The organism is Mastigocoleus testarum BC008 (genome assembly GCF_001456025.1).
Taxonomy (GTDB): Bacteria; Cyanobacteriota; Cyanobacteriia; order Cyanobacteriales; family Nostocaceae; genus Mastigocoleus; species Mastigocoleus testarum.
In genome coordinates, this window is record NZ_LMTZ01000132.1 from 40,560 (window position 1) to 66,863 (window position 26,304).

At 37.3% G+C, this 26,304-nt stretch carries 17 protein-coding genes; 11 read left to right on the forward strand and 6 right to left on the reverse strand.

Going from position 1 to position 26,304, the window contains the following annotated elements; genetic code table 11:
• The first annotated feature begins 28 nt into the window (after positions 1-28).
• The 3 genes from BC008_RS35040 to BC008_RS35050 all read left to right on the forward strand — a co-directional run bounded on the left by BC008_RS35040 (position 29) and on the right by BC008_RS35050 (position 3,740).
• On the forward strand, positions 29-1,000 hold the full coding sequence (locus tag BC008_RS35040) for a glycosyltransferase family protein (RefSeq protein WP_058184320.1): 972 nt from the start codon (positions 29-31) through the stop codon (positions 998-1,000).
• Positions 1,001-1,083: 83 nt separating this feature from the next.
• A complete protein-coding gene (locus BC008_RS35045; protein WP_027842789.1) occupies positions 1,084-2,532 on the forward strand; it encodes an oligosaccharide flippase family protein in 1,449 nt (482 codons plus the stop codon).
• Between the two features lie 140 nt (positions 2,533-2,672).
• Positions 2,673-3,740 carry an acyltransferase family protein gene (locus BC008_RS35050; RefSeq protein ID WP_027842790.1) on the forward strand — a complete coding sequence of 356 codons (1,068 nt, stop codon included), beginning with the start codon at positions 2,673-2,675 and terminating at the stop codon, positions 3,738-3,740.
• A gap of 178 nt (positions 3,741-3,918) precedes the next feature.
• Here the strand turns inward: BC008_RS35050 and BC008_RS35055 are convergent, their stop codons facing one another.
• The gene (locus tag BC008_RS35055) at positions 3,919-5,439 is read right to left on the reverse strand and encodes an HAD family hydrolase (protein WP_153009714.1); all 1,521 of its coding nucleotides are present in this window, start codon (positions 5,437-5,439) and stop codon (positions 3,919-3,921) included.
• A gap of 368 nt (positions 5,440-5,807) precedes the next feature.
• Positions 5,808-9,479 (reverse strand): pyruvate:ferredoxin (flavodoxin) oxidoreductase, encoded by a 3,672-nt coding sequence (nifJ, locus tag BC008_RS35060; protein ID WP_027842792.1) that lies wholly within the window; start codon positions 9,477-9,479, stop codon positions 5,808-5,810.
• Between the two features lie 595 nt (positions 9,480-10,074).
• Here nifJ and BC008_RS35065 point away from each other — a divergent pair.
• From BC008_RS35065 to BC008_RS35080, 4 genes are all read left to right on the forward strand, one after another.
• Positions 10,075-11,331: an MgtC/SapB family protein gene (locus BC008_RS35065; RefSeq protein WP_027842793.1), complete on the forward strand. Its 1,257-nt coding sequence runs from the start codon at positions 10,075-10,077 to the stop codon at positions 11,329-11,331.
• Between the two features lie 364 nt (positions 11,332-11,695).
• Positions 11,696-12,217, forward strand: a complete 522-nt coding sequence (locus tag BC008_RS35070; RefSeq protein ID WP_027842794.1) for a host attachment protein — start codon at positions 11,696-11,698, stop codon at positions 12,215-12,217.
• Positions 12,218-12,340: 123 nt separating this feature from the next.
• Positions 12,341-13,072 (forward strand): ABC transporter ATP-binding protein, encoded by a 732-nt coding sequence (locus BC008_RS35075; RefSeq protein ID WP_027842795.1) that lies wholly within the window; start codon positions 12,341-12,343, stop codon positions 13,070-13,072.
• Positions 13,073-13,151: 79 nt separating this feature from the next.
• A complete protein-coding gene (locus BC008_RS35080) occupies positions 13,152-15,518 on the forward strand; it encodes an ABC transporter permease (RefSeq protein WP_027842796.1) in 2,367 nt (788 codons plus the stop codon).
• Positions 15,519-15,900: 382 nt separating this feature from the next.
• Here the strand turns inward: BC008_RS35080 and BC008_RS35085 are convergent, their stop codons facing one another.
• The gene (locus tag BC008_RS35085) at positions 15,901-16,089 is read right to left on the reverse strand and encodes a DUF2949 domain-containing protein (protein WP_058184322.1); all 189 of its coding nucleotides are present in this window, start codon (positions 16,087-16,089) and stop codon (positions 15,901-15,903) included.
• Positions 16,090-16,862: 773 nt separating this feature from the next.
• Between BC008_RS35085 and BC008_RS35090 the strand changes: the two genes are divergently transcribed.
• A complete protein-coding gene (locus BC008_RS35090) occupies positions 16,863-17,534 on the forward strand; it encodes an Hsp20/alpha crystallin family protein (RefSeq protein ID WP_027842797.1) in 672 nt (223 codons plus the stop codon).
• Between the two features lie 31 nt (positions 17,535-17,565).
• Positions 17,566-18,825: a hypothetical protein gene (locus BC008_RS35095; protein ID WP_058184324.1), complete on the forward strand. Its 1,260-nt coding sequence runs from the start codon at positions 17,566-17,568 to the stop codon at positions 18,823-18,825.
• A 146-nt stretch (positions 18,826-18,971) separates the two neighbouring features.
• Here BC008_RS35095 and BC008_RS35100 read toward each other — a convergent pair whose 3' ends face one another.
• Positions 18,972-19,265, reverse strand: a complete 294-nt coding sequence (locus tag BC008_RS35100) for an anthrone oxygenase family protein (protein WP_058184326.1) — start codon at positions 19,263-19,265, stop codon at positions 18,972-18,974.
• 51 nt (positions 19,266-19,316) lie between these two features.
• Positions 19,317-19,505, reverse strand: coding sequence for a hypothetical protein (locus BC008_RS35105; RefSeq protein WP_027842798.1), 189 nt, complete (start codon positions 19,503-19,505; stop codon positions 19,317-19,319).
• 57 nt (positions 19,506-19,562) lie between these two features.
• Between BC008_RS35105 and BC008_RS35110 the strand changes: the two genes are divergently transcribed.
• Together BC008_RS35110 and BC008_RS35115 are read left to right on the forward strand one after the other, a co-directional pair.
• A complete protein-coding gene (locus BC008_RS35110; RefSeq protein ID WP_058184328.1) occupies positions 19,563-20,813 on the forward strand; it encodes an RNA-guided endonuclease InsQ/TnpB family protein in 1,251 nt (416 codons plus the stop codon).
• A gap of 8 nt (positions 20,814-20,821) precedes the next feature.
• Positions 20,822-21,196, forward strand: coding sequence for a helix-turn-helix domain-containing protein (locus BC008_RS35115; protein WP_235595989.1), 375 nt, complete (start codon positions 20,822-20,824; stop codon positions 21,194-21,196).
• A 196-nt stretch (positions 21,197-21,392) separates the two neighbouring features.
• On the opposite strand, the gene BC008_RS35120 is transcribed toward BC008_RS35115, so the two are convergent.
• A complete protein-coding gene (locus tag BC008_RS35120; RefSeq protein ID WP_027845047.1) occupies positions 21,393-26,057 on the reverse strand; it encodes a tetratricopeptide repeat protein in 4,665 nt (1,554 codons plus the stop codon).
• Positions 26,058-26,304 lie beyond the last annotated feature (247 nt).

The following is a 26,304-nucleotide window of genomic DNA, read 5'->3' on the forward strand; positions in this document are numbered from 1 at the left end:
CCTCTTACTGATTAAGTATATACAATTAATGCAACAAGAAATACAGAATATGTCTCAAAAAGATAGTGGTGTTATCACCTTGGCTTATGGGATACCCAAGTATGTTGAAATGGCAAAAACTCTTGCACGTTCTTTACGTCTTCATTCACCAAATATTCCCCGTGCAATTGTTACTGATAATCAAGACGATCGAGAGTTAATGGAACTTTTCGATGACATTATTCCATTAAGAAAAGAATACGGATCGAATCTGAGACAAAAACTCCACCTCGACAAGTATTCGCCATATGAAAAAACTGTTTACATTGACAGTGACTGCATTGCAGTAAGAGAAATTAACTTTTTTTTTGAACTTTTGAAAGACAGAAATTTTAGCGTTCCAGGAGAAAATTTACTTAAGCCGGGTCACAAAGACAGTTTCATTGACGTAGATTTTGTACTTACACATTTCGGCTTGGAAGCCTTACCTCAATTTAACGGAGGTCTTTTCTATTTCAATAAAAATGAAACTGCAAACTTGGTTTTTGATACAGCACGAGATATCTTAAATGATTGGAAAAAACTTGGCTTTTCCGAATGGCGTAGCGATGGACCTAACGATGAACGTATATTCGCGATCGCGATGACCTTGCATAAAGAAACCATGTTTCAAGATAAAGGTCAGATGATGTGTACTCCTATCGGACTTAAAGGTCATTTTGATATAGATGTTTTCACAGGTAAATCTACTTTCCAAAAGTACGATAAAGTTGTATCTCCTGCTATTGTCCATTTCGCATGTGTTTGGGGCGAGCATCCTGTATATTCTCGCGAAGTTTTAAAGTTAAAAAATATTAGTTCGGGTAAAGAAAATAATATTGAATCTGGAATATTGTCTGCAATTAAATATAGATTTGGTTATCAAATTGCTTTTGTCAGATATTTGGTTTATCGAGTGCCTAAAAAGCCTAAATATTTTATATCTATGGCTAAAAGAATTTGGAAGAAAGTATTTAGTTGAGGTCGCCAATTGAGTATTAACAACTGCAATTAAATGTAAGTTGAGCTACTAAGTATCCGAACAAATGAAATATATAACCAATTATGACTAAAACCAACTCCACAAGGATTGTCAAAGCCAGTCTATGGATGACTATAAGCTTTGCTTTAAGTAAAGTTGCTCAACTAATTTCTCAAATTATTTTAGCTCGCTTACTGTCGCCCAAAGACTTTGGTATTTGGGCTATGGTGTTGATTGTAAGTAATTTTTCAATCCTGTTTAGAGATGTGGCGATCGCCCAGGTTTTAGTACAGCGAGGCTTAGATGACAAAAAGATAGTTAATACTGTTTACAGTTTGGGTGTAAATATCTCGATTGGTTTGTTTCTCGTACAAGCAATCGCAGGTTTCCCACTTTCTCATTTTTTTGGAGTATCTATAGTATTTCCACTAACTGTATTGTCTGCGGCTGTATTTTTGATTGGTGCAGGTGCGGGTTCACATACTGCTGTCATGCAACGACAAATGAAATTTACTCAACTCGCGATCTGTGACAGTGTTGCTAGCTTTGCAAGAGTTGGTGGTGCTATTACTTGTGCTGTGATGGGTGGAGGAGTTTGGTCTTTTGCGGTGGGAGAGCTTGCTATGGGGTTAGCAGATAACTTACTCAAACAATCATTTAGTGGATATCGCTTCACCTACCGTTTCCGATTGGATCCCTCTGCTGTGAAAGAGGTAAGAAAATTTATTGCTGGTATTCTTGGGAGTAAGTTTGCTGTTCAGATCAATACAAATAGCGACAACCTAATTATTGGTAGAACCCTAGGTACACAAGCACTTGGATATTATAATTTAGCGTACCAATTGGCAATGATGCCTGTATATGCTTTATCTCAAGTAAATAGAGTAGTTTTTGCTGCTCTGTCGCAAAAAGATAATGCGGGTCAGAAAGTTTTTCTGGCGAAGGTATTGGAATTATATGCAGTACTTTCTGCGCCAATTTACGGTGTAGGACTAGCGATCGCACCTTGGGTAATTCCTTTAGTGTTTGGTTCTGAATGGGTGGAGACAGTTAGACTTTTTCAGATTGTATTGATTTTTGCCTATACAAGAGGCTTCATGTCAATTCTGGGAACTACGCTACTTGCTTTAGATAAACCTTTAAAAATTGCCATAATTGATTGGGTCTTAGTCCCAGTTTCTATCTCTTCATATTTATTTGGGGCTAATTTAGCAGGAATTCAAGGGGTTGCGATCGCTGTTGCACTAGTTATGGGTGTTGGTGCAACTATCTGGTTTTTGTTCGCAACTTGTCGTGCTGCTGGTTGGAATCTTGGACTTTTAATTCAACCAATTTTATTACCAACTGTCGCAATGAGTATTGGATTAATGCTAATCTTCGCGATTCCTTTTCCTGAAAGTTTACGGCCTTTTTTACAACTAGTAATTCTGATTTTAATTTATGGAACTACTCTAAGTATATTTTCCAAAGGACGTATTCCTACAATGCTAATAAATTTGATTAAAATTTCTATGAATAAGAGTAATAAATAATATAACTTGAATTTCCGATGTTTCATGTATATTTTTACCTATATCAGTCAAAATTATTTATGAAAAAATAATTATGTTTATTACAAAAAATATACTCCCGACGTAATTACTAAGAATTGAATAGTGATCGTATATAAACTATGAACAATCAGCAAACAGGTAGGCTATTCTCACTTGACTTGCTCAAAGCAATGAGTATTGTTGCTGTAGTCTCTTTTCACTCAATGATTTTACCAAAGGAAAGTTTATCATCAAGTCAGCTAGCTGAAGGTATTCTCTTTTCTCCTTTAAAATTCTGTGTTCCAGTTTTTCTGACAATTTCTTTTTTACTTTTTGAGAGGGGAGCAGATAAATATAATGATTCTAAATTAGCTGCGATTAAGAAGCGTTTATACCGTCTTTTTATCCCAACCATATTTTGGTTTACTATCGCAACTTTATTAAAGCTATTAAATAGAAAACCTATACCAGAAATCATTGGAGACTTAGCTAGAGGTGAAGTATTTACAGGAGCTTATTATTTATTAGTCATTATCCAGCTTATTCCCATTTTTATTCTTATTAGAGGCTGGTTAAATAAGAAACTAAATATTTGGTTTTTAGGAATTATTCAAGCTTTAGTTTTTTTATCAATTTATATCATACCTTCTAACTCATACCAGGAACAAATACTTACGATATTAAGGAGCATCAATAGACCTTTATTAATTTATTGGTTTATTTACATTGGCTTAGGTATTTTTTTCTTTAAAAATTGGTTATTAGTTGTTAAATTTTCTAGTCGAATTAATATAAAAATCAAGGCATTATTATTAATAATATATTGCGTCGTTCAAATGATAGAGTATCGCTGGCTATTTATTAGATTTGAAGGGAATATACTACCATTTGATTATGTAATGTTTTCCTGCATTATTAGTGTATTTATAATGTTTTTTTGTTTTGCATCTCTTCAAGAGACACAAGTTTCTTCATCAATTAGGGATCTAGTTAAAATTTTATCAAAATATAGTTTGGGTATTTTTTGTATTAATGGTATTGTTTCGCAAATTTTTATTTCAATTAGTACTCGCTTTCTTAGCCAAGCTACATTCAGTTTTCCTGAAATCATAGGTTTGAAGCTTTTCGTTTGGATGATATTACTCTTTATTTCTTTGGGGTTATCAATATTCTTAGAACGTATTGGTCTCAAAGCAGTCGTTTGTTGATAGGACAGAACATATTTAGGTTTTAGAAGTACAGTATATAAACTTGAAGGTAAGTGTAGAATCCTTCTTACTTATCAATCTGTACTTTATCATTTTGAGATTCCAAATACCTAATTGATACGACACCTAATTGCTCATTATGGGTAGATGAACTCTGGTTCAATTAATTCGAATGACTTCATTTACTTTCTGAATTGTGTGTACCCCATTGGTCTTTCCACACTGGATGTGCGGACCGAATTATCTCTAAGGGAAGACGGCGTCCTCTGTATCCACAATAAGCAAAGATTGTAAATGTCTGCCAACTAATTAAAATGGAAGTGTCTTGAGTTCCTAAAGTAACCGCAGTAAGTAATAGACCAAATATAAGAACGCGGAATAATTGGGCTATGTTTTTTGGCCAACCATCAACCTTTGCGTAGCGGTAAATAATGTAGGGAACCCAACGAGAAATTACGTGAGCTGTAAATATCATTGTTCCAACCAGGTTACTAACAGTCACAGTTAGAAATCCAAAACATCTACAAGCTTGTAGAACTGGATACAACCAAACCCGTGTCTTCTTATCGATATGGTTGTAAATCCAGAAAACAACTCGGACAAAAATAAGTAAACTTATCCAAATTAAGGTGTCAGTTAAAAGGCTGGTTGCGTGACTAGAAACAAATTCAAAGTTAAGAGTTAGATTAGCCGTTAATTCTTTACTTAGCTCTAGAAGCAGGATTCCTGGAATTGTGAGAATTATTGACCAAATCCAGGGTTGCCATAGATTAATTCTTGTCTTGTAACGTTGATATGTATCTGTTAGTTTAGGTTTTTTCTCAAATTTCTCGGCAACTAAATCATTCTCCATATAGCCTGTTTCATAGATACACCAGAAAGAAAGTATCATAAAGGTCATGCTAAAGGCATGAATAATTGGTTGAAAACTTATCCAACTTGATGCCAAAATTAGGAATAGCAGGTCATTTCCGAGAATTTCATTCATAAAGTATGGTTGACCTGGCTTTTTGACTTTTTCTAAATAAAAGAAGGGAATGTATACGTCAATCATTGCATGAATATTTTTTGCCTCGGGCCACACTAATAAACAGGGCTTAGATACACGAGACAGTAAGGGTAGATCATCATTGGAATCTGTAATTAGTATTGCATCTTTGACAACATCTTCACCTAATGCTGTTGTTGTCATTGCTAATTTACCTTTGTATCGGTCGCTTCCTCCCTGCCAAAATCTACAACAAATTATTTGCTCTATTTTTACTGGTAAGTGTTTTGCTAGAGGACGAATGATAAAATCGAAGCCCAGAGAAGAAATAATTACACGAGAATTAGGATTATTGTTAATCGCTTCAATTAGAATTTTGTTACCATAAAGCCGGGCAATTTTTTTAGCTTTAAATTGCCATAAAATAAGAGTCCATGGAAAAAATAAAGTTGCTAATACAACTTTTAACCAATCTCTTGATATGTCTCCTTTAATATTATTTGGTAACCAATTCCAAGGTTTAATTAAGCTCAGCATAACTAGGAAAAAAGACCCAAGTATACGAGGTTGCAAAGAGTTAAGATACTCCTGTGTTGAGTTGCGAAGAAAGAGAGTCTCATCGAAATCTACAAGAATAGAAGTACCATCTGGCGCTGTCTCAATTAGATTTACCACTTCTACAATAGACGACTCGGGATAGTTATTTTCCATAGTTGTTAAAACCTGAAGTATGGGTAATAGAAATAAAAATATTCTATTCTTATAATCAATCTACAGCTTAAGTATAAAATAGTACGTCTTGTTTTTGTTTAAGTATTATATTAAGCTTTAACAACCTTGGATGAATTTTATTTAAATAAGAACTTGTATTTGTTTTATCTTATATAAATACTTTGAAAAAAAAACAATTAACGAGTGCGTAAGTCCTATATTGAAAAGGTTAATAGTAAATTTAAAATGATAGTAAATGTATGGCAATACTAAATAATTTATAAAAATTAGTATACATATAAAAATTAATATATAGAGACCTAGCATTGCTAGATCTCTACATTTTTGGTAACTAATTGTATGTGATATCAATCCTCGCTGTTTGTGATTTTCCGTTCTGCTAAATATTGATAAAGTTTCCATCTTGCATTAACTTGAGCTTGTGCTGCTTGCAAGAGATTTTTAGCGAGTTCGGGTTTGCTTTTAGTCAGCATCTTGAAGCGGTTTTCTTGATAGACTGATTGTTCGATTGATTGCTTTGGTTGCTTCATATCCAGTTGCAAGGGATTTTTTCCTTGTTGAACTAAATTAGGATTGTAACGATATAGCAACCAACGTCCCGAATCTACCAAGGCTTTTTGATGGGTCATGGCGGTTGTCATATTAATACCATGGGCGATGCAATGACTGTAGGCAATAATTAGAGATGGACCATTATGGGCTTCAGCTTCAATAAATGCTTTAAGTGTGTGTTCGTCCCGCGCACCCAATGCAACGCTAGCGACATAAACATTATCATAGGTCATTGCAATTAAGCCCAAGTCTTTTTTCCCTGCAGGTTTACCACTTGCAGCAAACTTAGCCACTGCACCGATTGGTGTTGCTTTGGATGATTGACCACCAGTATTGGAATAGACTTCCGTATCCATAACCAAGATATTGACATTGCGACCGCTTGCAAGTATATGGTCTATACCATCAAAATCAATATCATAAGCCCAGCCATCACCTCCTACAATCCAAACACTTTTCTTGACCAGATAATCAGCTAGGGATTTGAGGTTTTGAATTTTGGATTTTTGTAGAGATGTACCAGAGCCTGCGGTGTCGGCGTTAAGCCTCTGGTAAGTCTCTACAGGATGGCACGTTTTCATAGAGGTCAACAAGTTGTCTAATTCTTTTTTAAGTTGTGCAACCCGTTCCCTTTGTTCCCAAATATCAGCTTCACTATTTTGTTCTGCGTTCAGAATGGAATTAACTAGGTCTTGAGGAATTAAAGTTTGTTTATCCTTCCCATTTCCTGTTTCCCATTTCTGATTTCCTAATTTTTCTAACAATTGGGCTGCATATTCTGTTTGCTTGTCTACAGATAAACGAAAGCCAAAACCAAATTCGGCGTTATCTTCAAACAAACTATTAGACCAAGCTGGACCCCGACCTTCAGCGTTAGTTGTCCAGGGAGTCGTCGGTAAATTACCCCCATATATGGACGAACAACCCGTTGCATTTGCAATTAAAGCGCGATCACCAAATAGTTGAGTTAATAATTTTAGGTAAGGTGTCTCCCCACAACCAGCACAAGCACCAGAAAATTCAAATAAGGGTTCTTGCAGTTGTTGTTGACGAATTTGTTTGAGTTTTAAATGTCTGCGATCTGGAAGTGGTAAATTTAGGAAAAAGTCCCAATTTTCTCGTTCTTGCGATCGCAAAGGTAATTGGGGTTCCATATTAATTGCTTTGCGTTCGGGTTGGGATTTATTTTTTGCGGGACAAATATCAACGCAGATACCACAACCAGTACAGTCTTCTGGCGCTACCTGAATAGTAAGTTTTTGGTTTGCAAAGTCCTTATCTTTAGCATCAATAGATTTGAAACTAATTGGTGCATTTACTAATTCAGATTCGCCATAAATCTTGCTGCGAATAGCTCCATGGGGACAAACCATCACACACTTATTACATTGAACACATGCATCTGGTTCCCAAACTGGAATCTCTTGGGCGACATTACGTTTTTCCCATTTTGCCGTTCCTGTTGGAAAGGTACCATCTATTGGTAAAGCACTTACAGGTAGTTCGTCACCTTCCCAAACCATCATCTTACCAAGGACATCCCGGACAAATTCCGGCGCATTTGCAGAAACTGCTGCTTCTAGTTCTAGATTACTACTAACAGTTGCAGGGACATCTACTTTTTGTAAGTTTGCGACCGCATTATCTACTGCTTTTAAATTCTTATTGACAATATCTACCCCTTTCTTACCATAAGTCTTTTCAATCGCTTGTTTAATTTTAGCGATCGCTTCTGATTGGGGTAACACATCGGCTAATGCAAAGAAGCATACTTGCATTATTGTATTAATTCTTTTGCCCATACCACTTTCTCGGGCAACTTTATTGGCATCGATGATATAAAATTTCAGCTGCTTGTTAATTATTTCGGCTTGAACTGAAGCAGGTAAATACTCCCATACAGTCTCGGAATTATAGGGACTATTAAGCAAAAATATTCCCCCAAGAACAGCGGATTTGAGAATATCAACTTTTTCTAGGAATACCCACTGGTGACAAGCAATGAAGTTAGCTTTGTCAATTAAATAGGTAGAACGAATAGCTTGGGGACCAAAACGCAAATGGGAAACAGTCATCGACCCAGATTTCTTTGAATCATAAACAAAGTAACCTTGGGCGTTATTATCAGTTCCTTCACCAATAATTTTAATAGTATTTTTATTTGCTCCAACTGTACCATCAGAACCCAAGCCATAGAACATTCCTCGGACAACGTTGTCTGCTTCCGTAGAGAAACTGGGGTCAAATTCCAGAGAACTGTGACTCAAATCATCATTAATCCCGACTGTAAAATGATTTTTTGGTTGTTCTTGGGCTAAATTTTCCAAAACCGCCAATACCATCGCCGGGGTAAATTCTTTGGAGGAAAGACCGTAACGACCACCAACTATTTTTGGTAATGGTGTTGCAGATAATCTTTCGACAAAGGCGGTGATGACGTCTAAATATAGTGGTTCGCCAGCACTACCGGGTTCTTTAGTGCGATCGAGAACAGCGATTGCTTTGACGCTATCGGGTAAGACTTCGACAAATTTTTCAATATCAAAAGGACGGAACAGTCTAACTTTAACTACGCCAACCTTTTCTCCTCGAGCATTAAGATAATCTATAGTTTCATGTACGGTTTCACACCCCGAACCCATTAGTACAATGACCCGTTGTGCATCCTCTGCACCGTGATACTCAAAAATTTTATAATGCCTTCCCGTCCGTTCTCCAAATTCATCCATTACCTGTTGTACAATTCCCGGACAAGCATTATAGAAAGGATTAATGCGTTCCCGAGCTTGGAAATAAACATCAGGGTTTTGTGCAGTTCCCCGTAACACCGGACGATCTGGAGTTAAGGCGCGATCGCGGTGAGCTAAAATCAATTCTTCATCAATTAACGCCCGCAAATCGTCATCTGTTAGTAGCTCGACCTTTTGAATTTCATGGGAAGTGCGAAAACCATCAAAAAAATGAATAAAAGGTACTCGTGCTCTTAAAGTTGCAGCTTGAGCAATTAATGCAAAATCATGTGCTTCTTGTACCGATGTTGAACAAAGTAATGCAAAACCACTCCCCCGGGTCGCCATCACATCACTTTGGTCCCCAAAGATTGATAAAGCATGGGTAGCCAAAGAACGAGCAGCGACGTGAATTACAGCGCTTGTTAATTCGCCAGCAATTTTGTACAGGTTGGGAAGCATTAATAACAAACCTTGAGAGGAGGTAAAGGTTGTTGTTAGGGATCCCGTTTGTAGCGAACCATGTACTGCTGCTGCTGCACCACCTTCACTTTGCATTTCTACAACACTGGGAATTGTATCCCACAAGTTAGGACGACCCCCAGCTGACCAAGTATCAGCCCATTCTCCCATCGGTGAAGAGGGGGTGATCGGATAAATTGCAACTACTTCGTTTAAACGATAAGCAACACGGGAAACAGCCTCATTCCCATCAATTGTTGCAAAGGTTTTTTTCATTTGTTTTACCTGGTTCTGCTAGATTGAAGTTCCACACCAATTAATTCCATACCCATTAATTCCAAACCCATTGCAATGACCCTGGGGTATGATTATTTTTCCAGTGTTGTGTCAATCAATAAGTATTAAAAAAACATTTGCTTTGGAAGCAAAAGTAACCAAGAGTTACTGTAAATGAGAAGGTTGATGATGAGTCAATCTCTAATGCATGCAGAGTTAGAGGAGAGGCTCTACTATTTAGTTAATTAATGTGACACAGTTATCTCGATTTTATTGCTATTCTGTTACATAAAAACAGCAAAGAAATGTTAATTCAGCTTTACCTCAGATATTTGTATTAGACAATAAATATATAAGCAGCAATTAGTTTTGAGAAGCCTCAAATTTTAGGAAAAAGGCTGCTCTGGAGGTGGAACTATGTTTGATATTTCAGTATCCGATGTAATTAAACATATAACTCTCAAAATAAGCGTGTTGATTCTGTTAGTTTTGCTAATACTGGCTATAACTGCAATCCCAGTTTTTTAATCCCAGTTTTTTAATCATGACTGAGGGTTAATTAACTATTAATTAACCGCTTAATTGGTCGTAAAAAATGAATACTATAACTGCATTTAGGCTAGCGCTCGCCCTTGCTGTGGGTCTTATTATCGGTATGGAACGCGGTTGGAAAAGCCGAAAAAGTCCCACAGGTTGGCGGGTTGCAGGGGTGAGGAGCTTTGCATCCATAGGGTTATTTGGCGGTATATCAGCCCTTTTAGGAGAAAAGTTTGGTGCAGGTTTCCTAGCGGTGACATTTTTTGGTCTAGCGCTAATGGTTGCTGTGTCTTACGTGATGACTGTCAAAGATACCCAGGATTTTGGGATCACAACTGAATTATCTTTATTAATTACGTTTGTTTTAGGTGCATTAGCTGTAAGTGGTTTTGAGAGTGAAGCCGTTGCAGGTTCTGTTATTTTGGCGGCATTGCTAGGATATAAACGGGAATTACACCGAATTCTGAGAAAACTAGATCGACGAGAACTAATTGCCACATTACAACTATTGATAGTTGCAGCAGTTGCACTTCCTCTACTTCCCAATAGTAATATTGGTCCTTGGGAAGCATTGAATCCTCGGACGATTGGTTGGTTGGTACTGTTAATTGCAGGTATTTCTTATATTGGCTACTTTACAATGCGAATCTTTGGGAGTCGCATTGGTTTGCTTGCGACTGCGATCGTTGGTGGATTAGTCTCATCCACAGCAGTTACGGTCGCCTACGGAAGAATGGCGCGCAAGGAAAAAGGAAATTTTGCTTTACTGGGTGCGGGTATTTCTCTTGCTGCTGCTACTATGGCTGTTCGTTTACTAATTGAAGTTGGAGTTGTCAATCCTGCTTTACTCCCTTGGCTTACGGCTCCAGTAGCTTTATTAGCAATAGTTCCCCTTATAGCGTCAGTTGTGATTGCAACTCGAGTTGAGCAAAACCCATCATCAGCACAGTTAAAGCTAAATAATCCAGTCGAATTGGGAGCAGCTTTCGGTTTTGCTGTGGTTCTGAGCATTTTATTTGTCCTTGTTCGTGTAGCTCAAAGCTGGTTTGGAAATACGGGTATCTATGCGCTCTCAGCAATTTCGGGAATAGCAGATGTAGATGCAGTGAGTTTATCTTTGGCACAAGCTACTCGAGGAAACTTACCTCTTCCAATTGGAGCGACGGGAATTCTAATAGCTGCAACGGTGAATACAGTTGTCAAAGCTTTGCTAGCTTCATTTATTGGTGGAGTGTTTTTAGCTCGATGGTGTGCAACTATTTTGTTGGGTGCATTGGGGTTGAGTTTAATTACAGCTTTTTTTATATACAGCTAAGAAATAAATTTACAGCCGATTTCATCTAAGTGAGGTACACCTAATATCTTTATAATGCAAGGGAGTAGGGAGCAGGGGGAATGCACCTCATCTACTTACAAAGTGCTGTATCTCTCTTTAAACTTTTGTTGACAACATTTTCCTCACGATTTCCTCATATTTATTTTCTAATCTTAAAATAAACGGGACTTACGCCTTTAAAAGCAGATTTCTAAAAAGGCTTGTGCAAAGTAAATATATTTTAGAGTCTATTTTTAGTCACAAACCTCAATCTTGCTGATGAATGAAAGCGTAAATTCCCATCAATGTAAACTCTCATAAATTCAGAATCAAGCGGTATCGTTTCATAGAAGCTATACGAAAAATGAACGTTAATACATCGCTCGAAAGCACAAGATTTCTCGTTGCAGTAATTGATAGTACAAAGGCAAGATTTTTGACTTTGGAACTAGAAGAATTAGTTGATAATGATTTTGGACCAAATTTGATCGAACGGGAAACTTTACATAATCCAACGAAAAAACTACCGGGTCAAGAACTTTGGGCAAATACTAAAACCGGACGGAATCGTGGTGCAGGGGCTCGAGCCCATAGCTATGATGACCATCGTGAAAATCATATGGTTGAATTTGAACGGCGCTTTGCTCAAAATATTTCTAACCAAATTTTTAGTTTAATTCGGGTTTATAAAACTGGGCATTTACTTTTGATTGCCGAACACCGAATTTTAGGATTGATGCGAGACATTGTCGTACCCATATTACCTAAAAATCTTAGATTATTTGAGTTAGCTAAAGATTTGTGTCAAGTTAAGCCAAAAGAACTTCATGAATATCTAGCTCAGAAAAAATTACTACCAGAACGACAGGGCGTATCTCAAAAATAGTATTTTTTGACACTCTGCCGTCCTATAAGGACGGAGATTCTTAGTTCAACAAATCCACGTAATTTTCCTATATTAAGATCTAAAGGAAGATTTTGGATTTTGACTTCACAGAAATTTCAGTAAATGCAAAATGTTATTGCAAATTCGCCACCAAAAGTAATTTTTCATATCCAAGAAATCACTAAGGTTTATCGCATGGGTGAAGTGGAAGTGCAGGCGCTCCACTCAGTTAACCTCGATCTTTATGAAGGGGAATTAGTAGTCCTACTAGGACCTTCCGGAAGTGGTAAGTCAACTTTACTTAACATTATTGGGGGACTAGATATACCTTCTAGTGGTTACGTTTTCTTTCACCAACGTGACCTCACAGATGCTAATGATGCGGTGCTAACTCGCTTTCGGCGCGAATGCGTGGGTTTTATTTTTCAGTTTTACAATCTGATTCCCAGTCTTACCGCACGGGAAAATGTTGCTCTTGTTACCGAAATTGCCTCAAATCCCATGCTTCCGGAAGAAGCACTAGAACTTGTAGGTTTGGAGGAACGTCTAAATCATTTTCCATCCCAGATGTCCGGAGGAGAACAACAAAGGGTAGCGATCGCCCGCGCGATCGCTAAACGTCCAGAGGTTTTACTATGTGACGAACCTACTGGAGCCCTTGATTTCCAAACAGGTAAACTAGTGTTGGATGCATTAGAACGGGTGAACCGAGAACTTGGAACCACGACAGCAGTAATTACCCATAATGCTGGAATTGCAGCAATGGCAGATCGGGTTATAACTATGCGTAGTGGTGAGATTACCAGTATTCATTGCAATCAAGCAAAGGTAAAACCTGAAGAACTGGAATGGTGATTTTTAAAGATGATGGCTTGGGGAACAGGAAACCTGGAACGGAAAAGATTAAAACTTTAGGGACTATTTTCGTAATTTAATGAAAGCCCTGGATAAAAAACTACTACGAGATATTCTCCACTGGCGCGGTCAAATTATTGCAATCGCCTTAGTTGTTGCTTGCGGAATTGCCAGTTTTGTCAGTATGTTGAGTGCTTATGAATCTCTGCAACTTTCCCAGACAACTTACTATGATAACTATCGTTTTGCGCAGGTATTTGTACAGTTAAAGCGAGCACCAGAAAGCTTAGCCAGAAAGATTGGAGATATTCCAGGGGTAATGCAGGTAAATACAAGGGTCGTAGTTGATGTAACTCTTGATGTTCCCAAGCTTTCAGAACCAGCGACAGGTAGACTGGTTTCAATCCCAGAACGGCAAACACCAATCCTCAACGATCTATACATTCGTCAAGGACGTTATATCGAACCGGGTAAGAGTGATGAGGTTTTAATTAGTGAAGCTTTTGCTAAAGCTAATAATCTAAAATTGGGCGATAATGTTGAAGCAGTAATTAATGGACGCTGGCAAAAGTTACAAATTGTTGGTATCGCACTTTCACCAGAGTATGTTTATGCAATTCGCGGTGCTGGAGATTTGCTTCCTGACGATAAACTATTTGGTGTTCTGTGGATGGGTCGTAAGGCTTTAGGTACTGCTTTTAATATGGATGGGGCATTTAATGATGTAGCGTTAACATTAATGCCAAGGACAAACGAAAAAGAGGTAATCTTTCGATTAGATAGACTTTTGGAGAAGTATGGTGGATTAGGTGCTTATGATCGAGAAGACCAAATTTCCAACCGCTTTCTCTCCGAAGAAATCGAACAACTCCAAGGAAGTGCAATCTTTGTCCCGACAATTTTCCTTGGTATCGCAGCATTTTTGTTGCACATGTTGCTTTCACGTTTAGTTAGTACCCAGCGTGACCAAATTGCAGTACTCAAAGCTTTTGGTTACAACAATATCAGTATTGGTTTACACTATCTGAAGTTTGTCCTAATCATTGTCTTTTTTGGTGCTTTTCTCGGTACGGCTTTGGGTCTGTGGTTTGGTATAGCTGTCACCCAAAATTACACTAGGTTTTTTAATTTTCCCTTGCTGCGCTACGAAGCAAGCTTAGGTTTGATTTTAGGGTCAATTTTTATTAGCGGTGGTTCGGGTGTGTTTGGAGCTTTTGTTGCCGTAAAACAAGCAGTTTCCTTACCACCAGCAGAAGCAATGCGTCCCGAACCACCAGCACAGTTTCGAGCAACTCTTTTAGAACGTCTAGGGTTGCAACAATTAGTTTCTCCCGCCGTCAGAATAATTCTACGTAACATTGAACGCAAACCATTCCAGGCTTTATTTTCTGCGTTAGGAATTGCTTTGGCTGTCGCCATACTAGTTGTCGGACGTTATTTCTCTGATGTGATGGTACATATTATTGACGTACAGTTCCGTAATGTCCAGCGCGAGGATGTAACTATTGTTTTCAACGAACCACGTCCCGCACGAGCAAGATATGAGGTCGAACATTTACCTGGGGTTATATATGCCGAACCTTTTCGTACTGTAGCGGTGAGACTGCGCTTTGAACATCGTAGCTATCGCAGTGCTTTAACAGGAATTAATCCTCAAGCTGAATTAAGACGTTTAATTAACCGCGATTTAAATTCCGTGAACTTGCCTGGTAATGGAGTTGTATTAACAACACAGCTAGCAAATACTCTAGGGGTAGATTTAGGTGAATCATTAACGGTGGAAGTATTGGAAGGCGCTAGACCTATTCGCACTGTCCAAGTTGTGGGAAAAGTTGATGAATTACTAGGGATGTCTGCATATATGGATATCGGAGCCCTCAACCAATTAATGCGGGAAGGCGGAACAATTTCAGGTGCTTATTTGATGGTTGATGACAATATTCTTAATCGCCTTTATGGTTTACTCAAACGAACTCCTGCAGTCGCTGGTGTCTCGATCCGTAAAACTGCAATTGAAAGATTTGAAGAAACGATTGCAGGAAGTTTAAGTATTTTTACCACTGTCTTGGTTATATTTGCTAGCATTATAGCCTTTGGAGTAGTTTACAATGCCGCCCGTATTGCACTTTCCGAACGCAGTCGCGAGCTTGCAACGCTGCGAATTATTGGGTTTACCCAAGCTGAAATTGCTTTTATTTTGCTAGGAGAACAAGCAATCATTACCTTAATAGCAATTCCCTTAGGTTTTATGATGGGTTTTGGGTTATGTGCTTTGATGTCCAGTGCTTACCAGTCAGAACTTTACCGCCTTCCTTTGGTTGTCACTAATACTAGTTATGGGTTTGCATTAATTGTAATTGTGATAACTGCAATTCTTTCTGGGTTTATAGTTCGCCGTCAGTTGAAGGATTTGGATCTAATTGCTGTACTAAAGACTAAAGAATGATGTCTTTGATTTTTTCTTAGGGAACCAAAACTATTCATAAAAAACTGCTTATAAATAGTTGTATAAAGTTGTACATATCTAGACTTTTCCATATTTTCTATAATTTTAATAGGGAAAATACTGTATGTAATTAATTTAGTTTTTAAATTTATCTATTTGTGACTTTAATTTATGACTATTCTATTTTCAGAAAATTTTTCAGGCAATGTCATATTCTATTTTGAGAGATAATTTTTCAATACATTATCCTCCCAAATTCTAATTACTCATAGATATTTGGAAGGATAAAATTTATTAAACAAGTAAATACTATTGATTATCGATTTAATTTTTGCTAAGTTATGAAGTTTTATTAATGATTAATTCACTACTTTCAGCACTTTTAACTTTCAAGCCAGTCGAAAATTTCATCCAACTGTGAGATATTTACTAAGCCATATTGCCAAAGTGTCATTGGTAATAAGCTAGGACAATCCTTAATATCTCGTAAAGCTAAATCGATCGCAGCAATAGAAATACCAAAATGTTTCTCTAAAAAGCTAATGAATTCAGATTGTCTTGTAGATAGCATTTCACTTTCCCCATCTGAAATAGATTCTAATTTGTAAGTTTTAGGCTGTAAGTGGGTTAAAGATATATTATAAATTTGAGGAAAATATGAGGAAATCCAGGAAATTATAAAACTTCACCTAACTTTATAAATCAGGATTTGCAAGATATTCTCGGAGGAGTATCTCAATTTTTTAAATTTACCAAAATTTAGGTTGTCATTGCTTAGCCTTCGCGTTAACGAAGTCTACCTCAAAGGTTTAGCGCGTTCTCAGCGTATGCAAAGGGCATAAGTATGTTAGTAAGAAAAATCATAACTTGTTTGTAATAGCGCTTTAGCGCTAAAGCGCTACTACGAGCAAAATACAGATATTTTATATTTATTTACATAGTTTACTTTTTTTTTCTTCCCTACTTACTTATGCAGTGTAGCGAAGCTGTTAGCAGAAGGGTGACTTTATTCATACGCAAGAAGAAAACATGTTTTTCAAAATGTGAGATGTTCCCTGTTTTCAGGAATCTAAGTAAAGGATAAAAGCTGTTAATTTATATTAATATATATACTCGCAAATTGTTAACTATTTTGTCATTCAGGCTTAGCAATGCGGAGAAAAATAGATAATTGGTAATTTATTTCTCCCATTACTCTTAAATCTTATAAATTACGATATATCCTCACAACTTCCCCAAATTTTTTCCTTAATCTAAAAATAGAGCCGATGCTAGGAAACAATTATTCTTCATCTTTGCTTTGGCTCCCGATTCAGTTGCAAAAAAATTATTAGAGGAAGGAAAATGTCTTGGATTGGTTGGCAACCACTTAAAGATTTAGATATTTTGCGACATCAAATGAATCATCTATTTGATGAACTAATGGAAATTAAGCATACAGAAAATACTGCCTGGAAACCGGCGATTGAAATCAAACAGACAGATATAGATATTATCTTACAGGCTGAAATTCCCGGTTTAGATGCTCAAGACTTAGATGTTGAAGTGAGTGAAGAAGCCGTTTCTATTGCAGGAGAACGAAAAGAAGAAAAATATATTTCTCAACAAGGTTTGTTCCGCTCAGAATTTAACTACGGTAAATTTCGACGTGTGGTACCGTTACCTGTTTCTGTCAATTATAGAGAAGTCAAAGCAGAATTAGAACGTGGTATTTTGAAGCTGAAATTACCCAAATTAAAACTAGATACACCCAAGAGTGTAAAAATTGATTTGACTATAGAAGAAAAAGCACGCGAAGCAATGACTGGAACACGCCAAGATGAAGAGCACTTGGTTGAAACAATGCGCGGACGTGCTGGTGAGGATTTAGAAATATCAAATCACGCTAATATCTCAGAAGAAGCAAGAACTGCACTAAGCAAACAACGCCATCATAAAGAACATTTAGAAGAAACAATGCATGAGCGTACTGCAAGTGAAATTCAGGTACCGACAAAAATCAAAAGCGAGAAATAAGTCCAACAAATAAGTTAACAAATACAAGAATATGTCAGCGATTAATTTATTAACTGTCTTCAATCCCTCTAACTATTTACGAGGGGGTTATGTAATACTACCTTGGGAAGCGATTTATAAAAAATTTCAAATTTCATCGGAAGAAATCGTACTAAGCGATCTGCATGACCTTTCACACAACCCAATCAACGCCCAAGTTGACAGGATCGATCCTAACGATCCGAGTCGCGATACCCTAGTTTTTTCTTTGTCAAAACCTATATTCCCTGGTTCTGAATCAGATCGGCTTGCTTCTGGTTTTATTCGAATAGATAAAGGTAAAGCAATACCAAAACAACTGGGTGAGTCATACTTAGATGTGGTTTATGGAGCTTCAGGACAGGTAAGGGGAGTGAGGCTTGTTAATAGTCGTTTAATAGTTTGGTTTAACTTGATACCTTCTCCTGAAGATAACGAACGTAATTGGTTTTCTGGATCTGCTAGCAGCGTGCAGCTCGACCGTGAGGAAATTCTCGACCCATTTCGTGCTGCGAGAGGTGAATGGTTGGGACAAGATCCAGAAAAGCGTTGCATGCAAATATCAGAACTTTTGTTACCTGGATCTTCCCACCCAAAATCACCTTACTACCGCGTTTCCTTATTTAATCATTCCTACAGACTCATATCTCACTCGAGTGGAAGTGTCAGAGCCTGTATAACCATAGCCTCAGAACCCTTTGATTACATTGGTGCAGATCCAGTTACAGGTGCAAATCGTCATTTAGTGTGTGAGTTATATCGCGTAATTAGTTTATATGCTGGAGCAGACTACTTGATAGAAGAATTATTTGTGAAGGGAAAACCAAAAGCTGCTGAAGGCAAAATTTTAGATTCATCACTAATTGTCAATCTTGATTTTGCTGCTCGCTACTTTGCACACATGGATATGGGAAAAACTGAGGATATTGAACAAGTATTTCCCCGAATGGACTGGTTTGCTGTTAGTTCTATTGCACCACCTTACCCAGCTTATGGTTTTGCGGCTGATGTACATATAGATTCAGTGACACATCCACACGAACAAAAGGAAAACTGTTTTTCTTGGCAGCTATTACCAGGGAAATCTGCAAAATGTCTACACCTATTCATGCGCGATCGAGCAGAAGGATTTGATGCTCGGGTAGGTCATGCGTGGTACGAGATGATCTACCATCCACTGAAAGCACGAGTGTATTCTGATGTTGCTGTTCGTAATACAGATTTAGAAACTAATAATACTGATGCGTTAGCACTTGCTGAACATAAATATTAAATTTTTGAATGAGGTGGTAATTTTTCTATAATTAGACCTCTCCGCAAATTGAATATGCATAACCCAAAATCTTTGTAGAGACGTACCAGAGGCTAACGCCGACGCCGCAGGCTCTGGTACGTCTCTACATTCTTTTCCGGAGATGTCTATTGTGTGGTTCGCTCGCAAAGCGATAGCGTCAACAATGCTGCTGCTACAATTGCGGCTGTTGTCCGAACGTGGTTCCAAAATGTCCAATCTATCAGGAATCTTCCCCATAGCGTTGCACCTTCAGAACTATTTGGGGTAACGATCGCAAGGGCATCATTCAGCGGGATGTTACAGGTGATCGTCACACCAATTGTACCAATCAGGTAAAATAGGCTACCCACTAGCCAATACAGAGCACCCGGTTGCTTCCACTGCAGCAATAAGAAAATAGTTATAACAATACAAGCCACGCCAGTTCCCAAAAATTTTGGGTCTAAAGCCTCGTCCTTAAGCGGACGACTTTATTCTGCATCTAAATCTTTTCTAATTAATCGCTCCAAATACTCAGAAGCACTTAATCCCGCTTTGATAGCTTTTTCTTGCATTCCATGCCATGCGTAATCTGTTATCAACGGATTCCTCTTCTTCTTAATTCCTTCGTATAAAACAGGCTGATTCTTCATACGTTTTTTCCCTTTTCCTGTTGACATAAATAGAATAGCCTCCTAAGCTAAATATAGTTTATTCAAGGAGCAGGAGAAAATCAAGTGTTAGTTCTGGAATACAAAGTAGTTGCTAAGAAAATTCAATATCAGGCGATAGAGGATGCTATTAGAACTACCCAATTTATCCGGAACAAAGCTATTAGATATTGGATGGATGCACCTAAAGAAAAGAACGTAAACAAAGCTGTTCTAAGCGCATACTCTAAGGTGCTGCGGGATGAATTTAAGTTTGTTAAAGATTTGAATTCTATGGCTTGTCAAGCAGCCACTGAAAGAGCGTGGTCAGCAATTTATAGATTCTACGGTAACTGCAAAAAGAAAGTTGCTGGAAAGAAAGGTTTCCCCAGATTTCAAAAAGATAACCGCTCTGTTGAGTACAAAAATACAGGCTGGAAACTGCATCCAACCAAACGACGGATAACCATTACTGATAAAAAAGGTATTGGTGAATTAAAGCTTTTGGGTAAATGGGATATCCACACCTATGACGTAAAGCTAGTCAAACGAGTTCGTTTGGTGCGTCGCGCTGATGGGTATTACTGTCAGTTTGCTGTCAAGGTAGACAATTCTCAACCATTAGAACCAACTGGGAATCAAGTGGGGCTAGATGTTGGATTAGAGTATTTCTACTCTGACAGTAACGGTAATCACGTTGAGAATCCAAGGTTTTTAAGAAAGGCTGAGAAAAATATTAAACGTTCCCAACGTCGAATCTACAAGCACAAAAAAGGTTCTAATCGACGCCGTAAGTCAAGAAAAGTATATGCTCAAAAACATTTAAGAGTAAGTAGGCAGCGTACCGAGTTTGCTAAGAGACTAGCACTCACGCTTGTGCGATCTAGCGATCTAGTCGCCTATGAAGACTTAAATGTTAAGAACATGGTAAAAAATCACTGCCTAGCTAAATCCATCAACGATGCAGCATGGTATCAGTTCAGGGAATGGATAGAATATTTTTCTGATAAATACGGTCGTCAATATATTGCTGTAGCACCACACTACACATCTCAAAACTGTTCTAGTTGTGGTGCAAAAGTTAAGAAGTCTCTAAGCACTCGTACCCATAAATGTAGTTGTGGATGTGAGTTGCAAAGAGACGTGAATGCAGCGATAAACATTCTTGTAAAAGCGCTTGGACCCCGCGACGACGTAAGTCGCAAGGGAATGCCAAGCAAGACAGCTACCGGCGGGCAGCCGGAAAGTAACGCTCGGGGAGTTGCAACCTCTACTCTGCTTGGTGAAAGCCTGGTAGAGCAAGTGGCGACATTGAACCGAGAATCCTCATGCCTTTAGGCTGAGGAGTGTCAATCAGACAGCATGCTGCAACAAAACCTCAGTTACCAATTTATGAGGGTGGTTTACCTCTGCATCAATTACAAAAAATCTTGAATTACATTGATGCACATTTAGAACGAGACATCAAACTTACAGATTTAGCTCGATTGTTGGATATGAGCCAATTTCACTTCAGTCATTTATTCAAACAATCAATTGGGATTTCTCCCTACCAATACTTGATTCAGCAACGGGTTGAACGGGCGAAGAAGTTGTTGAAACAAACAGATCGATTAATTGTGGATATTGCTTTGGAGTGTGGGTTTAACAGTCACAGTCATTTAAGCAAGAAGTTTAGACAATTTACCGGGATGACACCGAAAGCATATAGAGCTAGCTAAATCAATACGATTTTTACAGTAAAAGCATAAAGTTTTAATTGAGTAGCCAAAAGTAAATTTTACGCGATCGCCAGAATTGTTGGGTAGAATGAAGCAAAAATAAAATTCAAACAAAACCTAACTCAGCGATCGGCAAAATCATCTTAAAATAAATTAGATACTAATTGAATATGAATCAATTCAGCATTTTTACTACTTATAAGCCATTACCAATTAGGACGAATGGAGCCCAATAGTAAGGATGAGCAAAATTTGTTTTTGTCTTTGTACTTTGGCTTGAGTCTGTTAAAGCTTCTGAAGGAACTATCCCACCAGCACGCTTAATATCATCTAGTTTAAATTTCTTACCGTAAAGAAGTTTTAATTGTGCTAAACGCATAGCTTCAGCTTTTGTGATTGGTGTTTTGCTGGTAGCTAGATTTTGATAGAAGTTTTGCATCAGTTCGCTAGTACTTTGGTCTGCAACTTGCCATAATGAAGCCATTACTGATTTTGCACCTTTATTAATAAAAGAATAGGCAAGACTTGCAATTTCGACACCATCTTGACGCTCATTTGCAAGGGCTGTTTGACAAGCGGATAGTACTACCAAATGAATATTATTTAAACCTGCTAAAGTTTTAATTTTGGGTATTGCTAATTTTTTGCCATTTCCTAATAGCAAATATGATGCGTTTTTCTGCTCTGGAACAAATTTTCCATGAGTCGCAAGGTGTAATATTTTGTTACCTGTAAGATTATCTCGCAAGCTCTTATAATCGAAGGATTTATTGAGATATTCTTTACCTGGGTATATCCCTTTATCCTTGCTACTACTTCTAACAATTGTATCAACTTCTTTAGGTACATTATTTAAGGCAGAGAAACCAGGAAATGCACTCGAGACTCCCATTGCTAAAACGCTTGTATTTTGAGCTTGTGCGGGTAGTCTGCTGCTAGTATCTGTTAAGTCTGCAGAAAGTACATTATTAATCGTGTAGTTTTCAATTAAATATTGCTTACCGTCATATAATGCACTCATGGGAACATAGCGGGTGACTCGATCGAGTGCAAACACCAGATTTTTAATTTTATTTTGTTTAAGTTCCCCTTCCAAGGGCTTAATTAGCCAGTTATAAAGCTTTTGACTCACTGGTTTGATTTTGGCAATATCCGCAGCACCGCAATAAGAACGTTTTTCGCATTCTTCCATTAACCCACGGAATTGTTTAACAGTATTTCCTAATTCATCCCGAGATACTTTGACTTCGAATTTTTTCGCTGCATCACCGGAATATAATAACAACCAAAGTTTATCTTCCATCACTAATGGATAAATCATCACCGTATTCGGTTGTGCTTTGACAAGATCTACCGCTTTGGGACTATCAGGACGAAATGCACCGGGGTCGTTCGCTAGGCGATCGCGAATTTCTGTTTCGATTTTTTCTAAGTCTCGGTTAAACTCATTGATTGAAGCTGTGAGTCTGTCATTGAGCTTACTTTTATCTTTGCAGTTTGTGCGATCGCATTCACTGATTTGTCTAGATAAAGCTACTATCGACTGACTTCCAGTTTTAATTTTTTGTTCGCTTTGATTTAGGGGTAATTGAGTTTTTGTTGTGTCTGTTTTATCTTTAGCAAAATCGCGGATTTCCTGGATTTTCAATAAATCTAATACCTGTCGTGCTTCAGCTTGTCTTCCTTGAGAAATCAACAATTCTGCTAGTTCGCGATAAATATCAGCAGTTTTAGTTCCTTTGAAATCAATAACCGTATCCAAGAAAGATTTTTGTAACTCTGGGGGTAAACCTTCGATTCCGCGACGAAATTCTTCAATACCGTTGACTGCTTGTTTGTAATAACCAATAGCAATGCTAGGTTGATTTAATTTGCGATAAACCCGACCTAAACCAGCATAAATACCAGACTTGTCACCAGTTACGTTTTCAGGAGTTTGAATTGCAAGTGCTTGTTGATATGCTTTGATTGCTTCTTGATTTCTACCAAAATTGTAATGCAAGCTCCCTAAAAGACTAAGTGCACCTTTTTCAAATACCGGATTTTCAACTCTTCTTGCAAATTCTAAAAAGCTTTGGGCTGATTTCATTGCATTCGCATCATTACCCAACTCACCATAACCAATACTTAACATTCGATGAGCAAAAGCTTGTAGTCTAGGTACTTTAATTTCCTGGAAAATGGTTAAAGCTTGTTGAGATAGCTCTACAGTTTTTTGTGGTTCTCCTTGAGTAAAATAATTACCTGCAAGAGATAATAATGCTATACCTTCACTACGACGGTTTTTCAGTTTTTGTGATGTCGTTAGTGCTTGTTGATAAAAATTACGGCTTTTTGGGTAATCTCCTAAACTACTGTAAATATCACCTAAACTGAACTGAGGAGAAATCAAAAGATATGAACTATCTTTAAGCTCTTGAGCAATTTGCAAGCTTTTCTGCGTTAGTTCTAAAGCTTTCTGATAATTTTTCTGTGCAGCGTAGTAATCACCAAGACTATTCAAAGCGATGAGTTCCAAGGGATAATTTTTTAATTCTCGTCCGATTTTCAATCCTTGCTCAATCAATTCTTTGGCTTTAGTATATTCACCAACTATTCTATAAGCATTACCTAAATTAATTAGTAACTTTGCTTCTTTGTCAGGTTTATTAATCTTTCTCGCTTTTGTTATTGAAGGTTGAGCAACAGCAATGACTTTTTTATAATCCCCCAATTGATTATACATTTCACTCAGACCAACTGAAGCTGTTAGTTCTCCCTGAAAGTTTGAAATTTCTTTTGATGTCGCTAAAACTTGTTTTGCTGTTTGTATACCTTGTTCATATTTTCCTTGAAGCTTATATGCGTTAGTCAGATATATTAAAGCTAATATCTTTCCAAACTTATTACCACTTGTTTTTGCTATTCTTATAGCTTGCTTTGCAGTTTCCTCAGCTTTAACTGTGTCTCCTAATAAAATATAAATTTGACTCAGACTACCCAATACACTAATGCTATACACCTCAAGATTTCCTTTTTGCACTAAAGCATAAGTTTGTTGTGCAAATTCTAATGCTTTTTGATAATTCCCTTGTTCGCGGTAAATATCACTGAAGGTATCCAACGCTTGATATTCTAAGTTGGAGTTTTTCAATTGTTTAGCAATTATTAGAACCTTCTCAATTGTTCCCAGGGCTAAAGTATAATTTCTTTGTTTATTATAAATATTGCTCAGCTTAAGCAATGCATCTGCTTCTATTTCTGGTTGTTTAATTTGTTGCGCGATTTTTAAAGCCCTCTGAGAGAATTCAGTTGCTTTTGGTAAATTTTCAAAAGGATTATCATACAAAGAAGCTAAATCAAGCAGCGCTTTTACTTCTAGCTGAGGTTTTTGAAGAGATTGAGCTTTTTTTAAGGTTTTCTGAGCAAAATCTAGTGCTTGATTATATTTTCCTAAAGCTTGGTAACTAGAACTTAATCCATATAAAGTATAAAATTCATATTCAAGCAATACCCCTTTTTGAACAGGTAATAGCTTATTAGTATTAATTTGTCTTAGTACAGCCAAAGATTCTTGGTTTGCTTTCAATGCTTTTTCATGGTCTCCTATAGCATTGTAAGTAACAGATAAACCCATTAAAGTACTTAATTCACTTAATTGGTCTTTCTGCAATCGATAAATTTCTAATTCTCTAAGACTATTTTTGATAACTCTATCACGTTTTCCCCATTGAGTGTAAATCAAATTTAGTTGTGATAAAGCAGATGATTCTATATCTAAATCCTTGACTTCTCGTGCAAGCATTACTGATGTTTGTAAAACATCTAAAGCTTTTTGGTAATCTCTTGATAAGATATAAACCTGACCCAAATTACTTAAAGCATCAGCTTCTAGTTTTGATTTTTTTAGTTCCCTTGCAATATTTATAGCTTCTTGAGCGTACTCAACCAAACGGGAAGCAGAAGTACCCTTTGTAGTAATGTAAACTGGTATTAGCCAATTTAGTCTGTACAATTCGTCAAGACGAAGATTATTTTCTCGTGCAAAAGCTAAAGCTTGCTCACCAACTTCTACAGCACGTTTTTTGTTATTCTGTATGAAGTAAATCCAAGCTAAAGCAGCAATCCTTCTAGCTTCAGCAAGGCGGTTGTCTGTCTCACGGTTCACTAATTTCGCTTTTTCTAATGCTGCAAAAGCGCTATTATAGTTATTTAGTTCAGCATATACTTGCGCAATTGCATAGAGAGTAAAGCCTGATTGAAATTTATCTCCTACTTCTTCTTGAATAGTTAAAGCTTGCTGTAGAAATTCTAATCCTTTTGCATGTTGATTTAAGCCATAACTGTAAACCGATCCAATCCTTGCAAGGCTTTTACCTTCTCCTTTCTTATCTTTTACTTCATGACGAATAGCTAAGGCTTGCTGTAATAACTCTAAAGCTTTGTCATATTCTTTCTTAAGATAATAAACAAAACCAATATTATCTAAGGTTTCTCCCTCACCTTTTCTATCTTTTAACTCCCGACGAATAATTAGAGCTTGCTGTAAAACTTTATTTGCTTTATCAGGTTCTTCTAAACGGTTATAAACTTCACCAATGTTATTGAGAGTTTGAGCAATTCCTGCTCGATCGCTCTGCTGTTTTCGTATTTCCAACACTTGCTCATAGGTTTGTAATGCTTGTGGAAATCTCCCACGACGAAACTGTTGTAACCCTTGCTCAAATAGCTTATCTACTTGTGTCTTTGGGTTATCAGTTGTGGTTGTTTGCGCTAAAGCTTTGGAATAATGATCACTCTGTCCCGAAAGAAACGGAGGAATAGCATTAGAGAAGAACACAGAACAAGTCACTAGGAGAAGATATCTGAAGCGATAATTCATTATTAAATCCTTTCAAAACCAAATAAGTGATAGTAGTGGTGCGTTTGTTTCATTGATTTTGACTGTTTTTTTGGTCGTCAAAATACTCGTAGAGACGCAGCATGCTACGTTTCTACAACAGGTCAAGGCTAATGAAGCAAACTAGTCAAATATGAGTCAAGTCAGTATTTTGAGTATGTGCACTCAAAATTGGAAGTCATCAATCCGTTCTTCTTCCTTTACTACCCCCTCAACTGACGGAATCAAA

Coding starts and splice junctions, on each gene's coding strand:
- BC008_RS35040 (WP_058184320.1), top strand. CDS start 29: ATGCAACAAGAAATACAGAATATGTCTCAAAAAGATAGTGGTGTTATC.
- BC008_RS35050 (WP_027842790.1), top strand. CDS start 2,673: ATGAACAATCAGCAAACAGGTAGGCTATTCTCACTTGACTTGCTCAAA.
- BC008_RS35055 (WP_153009714.1), bottom strand. CDS start 5,439: ATGGAAAATAACTATCCCGAGTCGTCTATTGTAGAAGTGGTAAATCTA.
- BC008_RS35105 (WP_027842798.1), bottom strand. CDS start 19,505: ATGTCAACAGGAAAAGGGAAAAAACGTATGAAGAATCAGCCTGTTTTA.
- BC008_RS35065 (WP_027842793.1), top strand. CDS start 10,075: ATGAATACTATAACTGCATTTAGGCTAGCGCTCGCCCTTGCTGTGGGT.
- BC008_RS35090 (WP_027842797.1), top strand. CDS start 16,863: ATGTCTTGGATTGGTTGGCAACCACTTAAAGATTTAGATATTTTGCGA.
- BC008_RS35075 (WP_027842795.1), top strand. CDS start 12,341: ATGCAAAATGTTATTGCAAATTCGCCACCAAAAGTAATTTTTCATATC.
- BC008_RS35095 (WP_058184324.1), top strand. CDS start 17,566: ATGTCAGCGATTAATTTATTAACTGTCTTCAATCCCTCTAACTATTTA.
- BC008_RS35080 (WP_027842796.1), top strand. CDS start 13,152: ATGAAAGCCCTGGATAAAAAACTACTACGAGATATTCTCCACTGGCGC.
- BC008_RS35085 (WP_058184322.1), bottom strand. CDS start 16,089: ATGCTATCTACAAGACAATCTGAATTCATTAGCTTTTTAGAGAAACAT.
- BC008_RS35120 (WP_027845047.1), bottom strand. CDS start 26,057: ATGAATTATCGCTTCAGATATCTTCTCCTAGTGACTTGTTCTGTGTTC.
- BC008_RS35045 (WP_027842789.1), top strand. CDS start 1,084: ATGACTAAAACCAACTCCACAAGGATTGTCAAAGCCAGTCTATGGATG.
- nifJ (WP_027842792.1), bottom strand. CDS start 9,479: ATGAAAAAAACCTTTGCAACAATTGATGGGAATGAGGCTGTTTCCCGT.
- BC008_RS35070 (WP_027842794.1), top strand. CDS start 11,696: ATGAACGTTAATACATCGCTCGAAAGCACAAGATTTCTCGTTGCAGTA.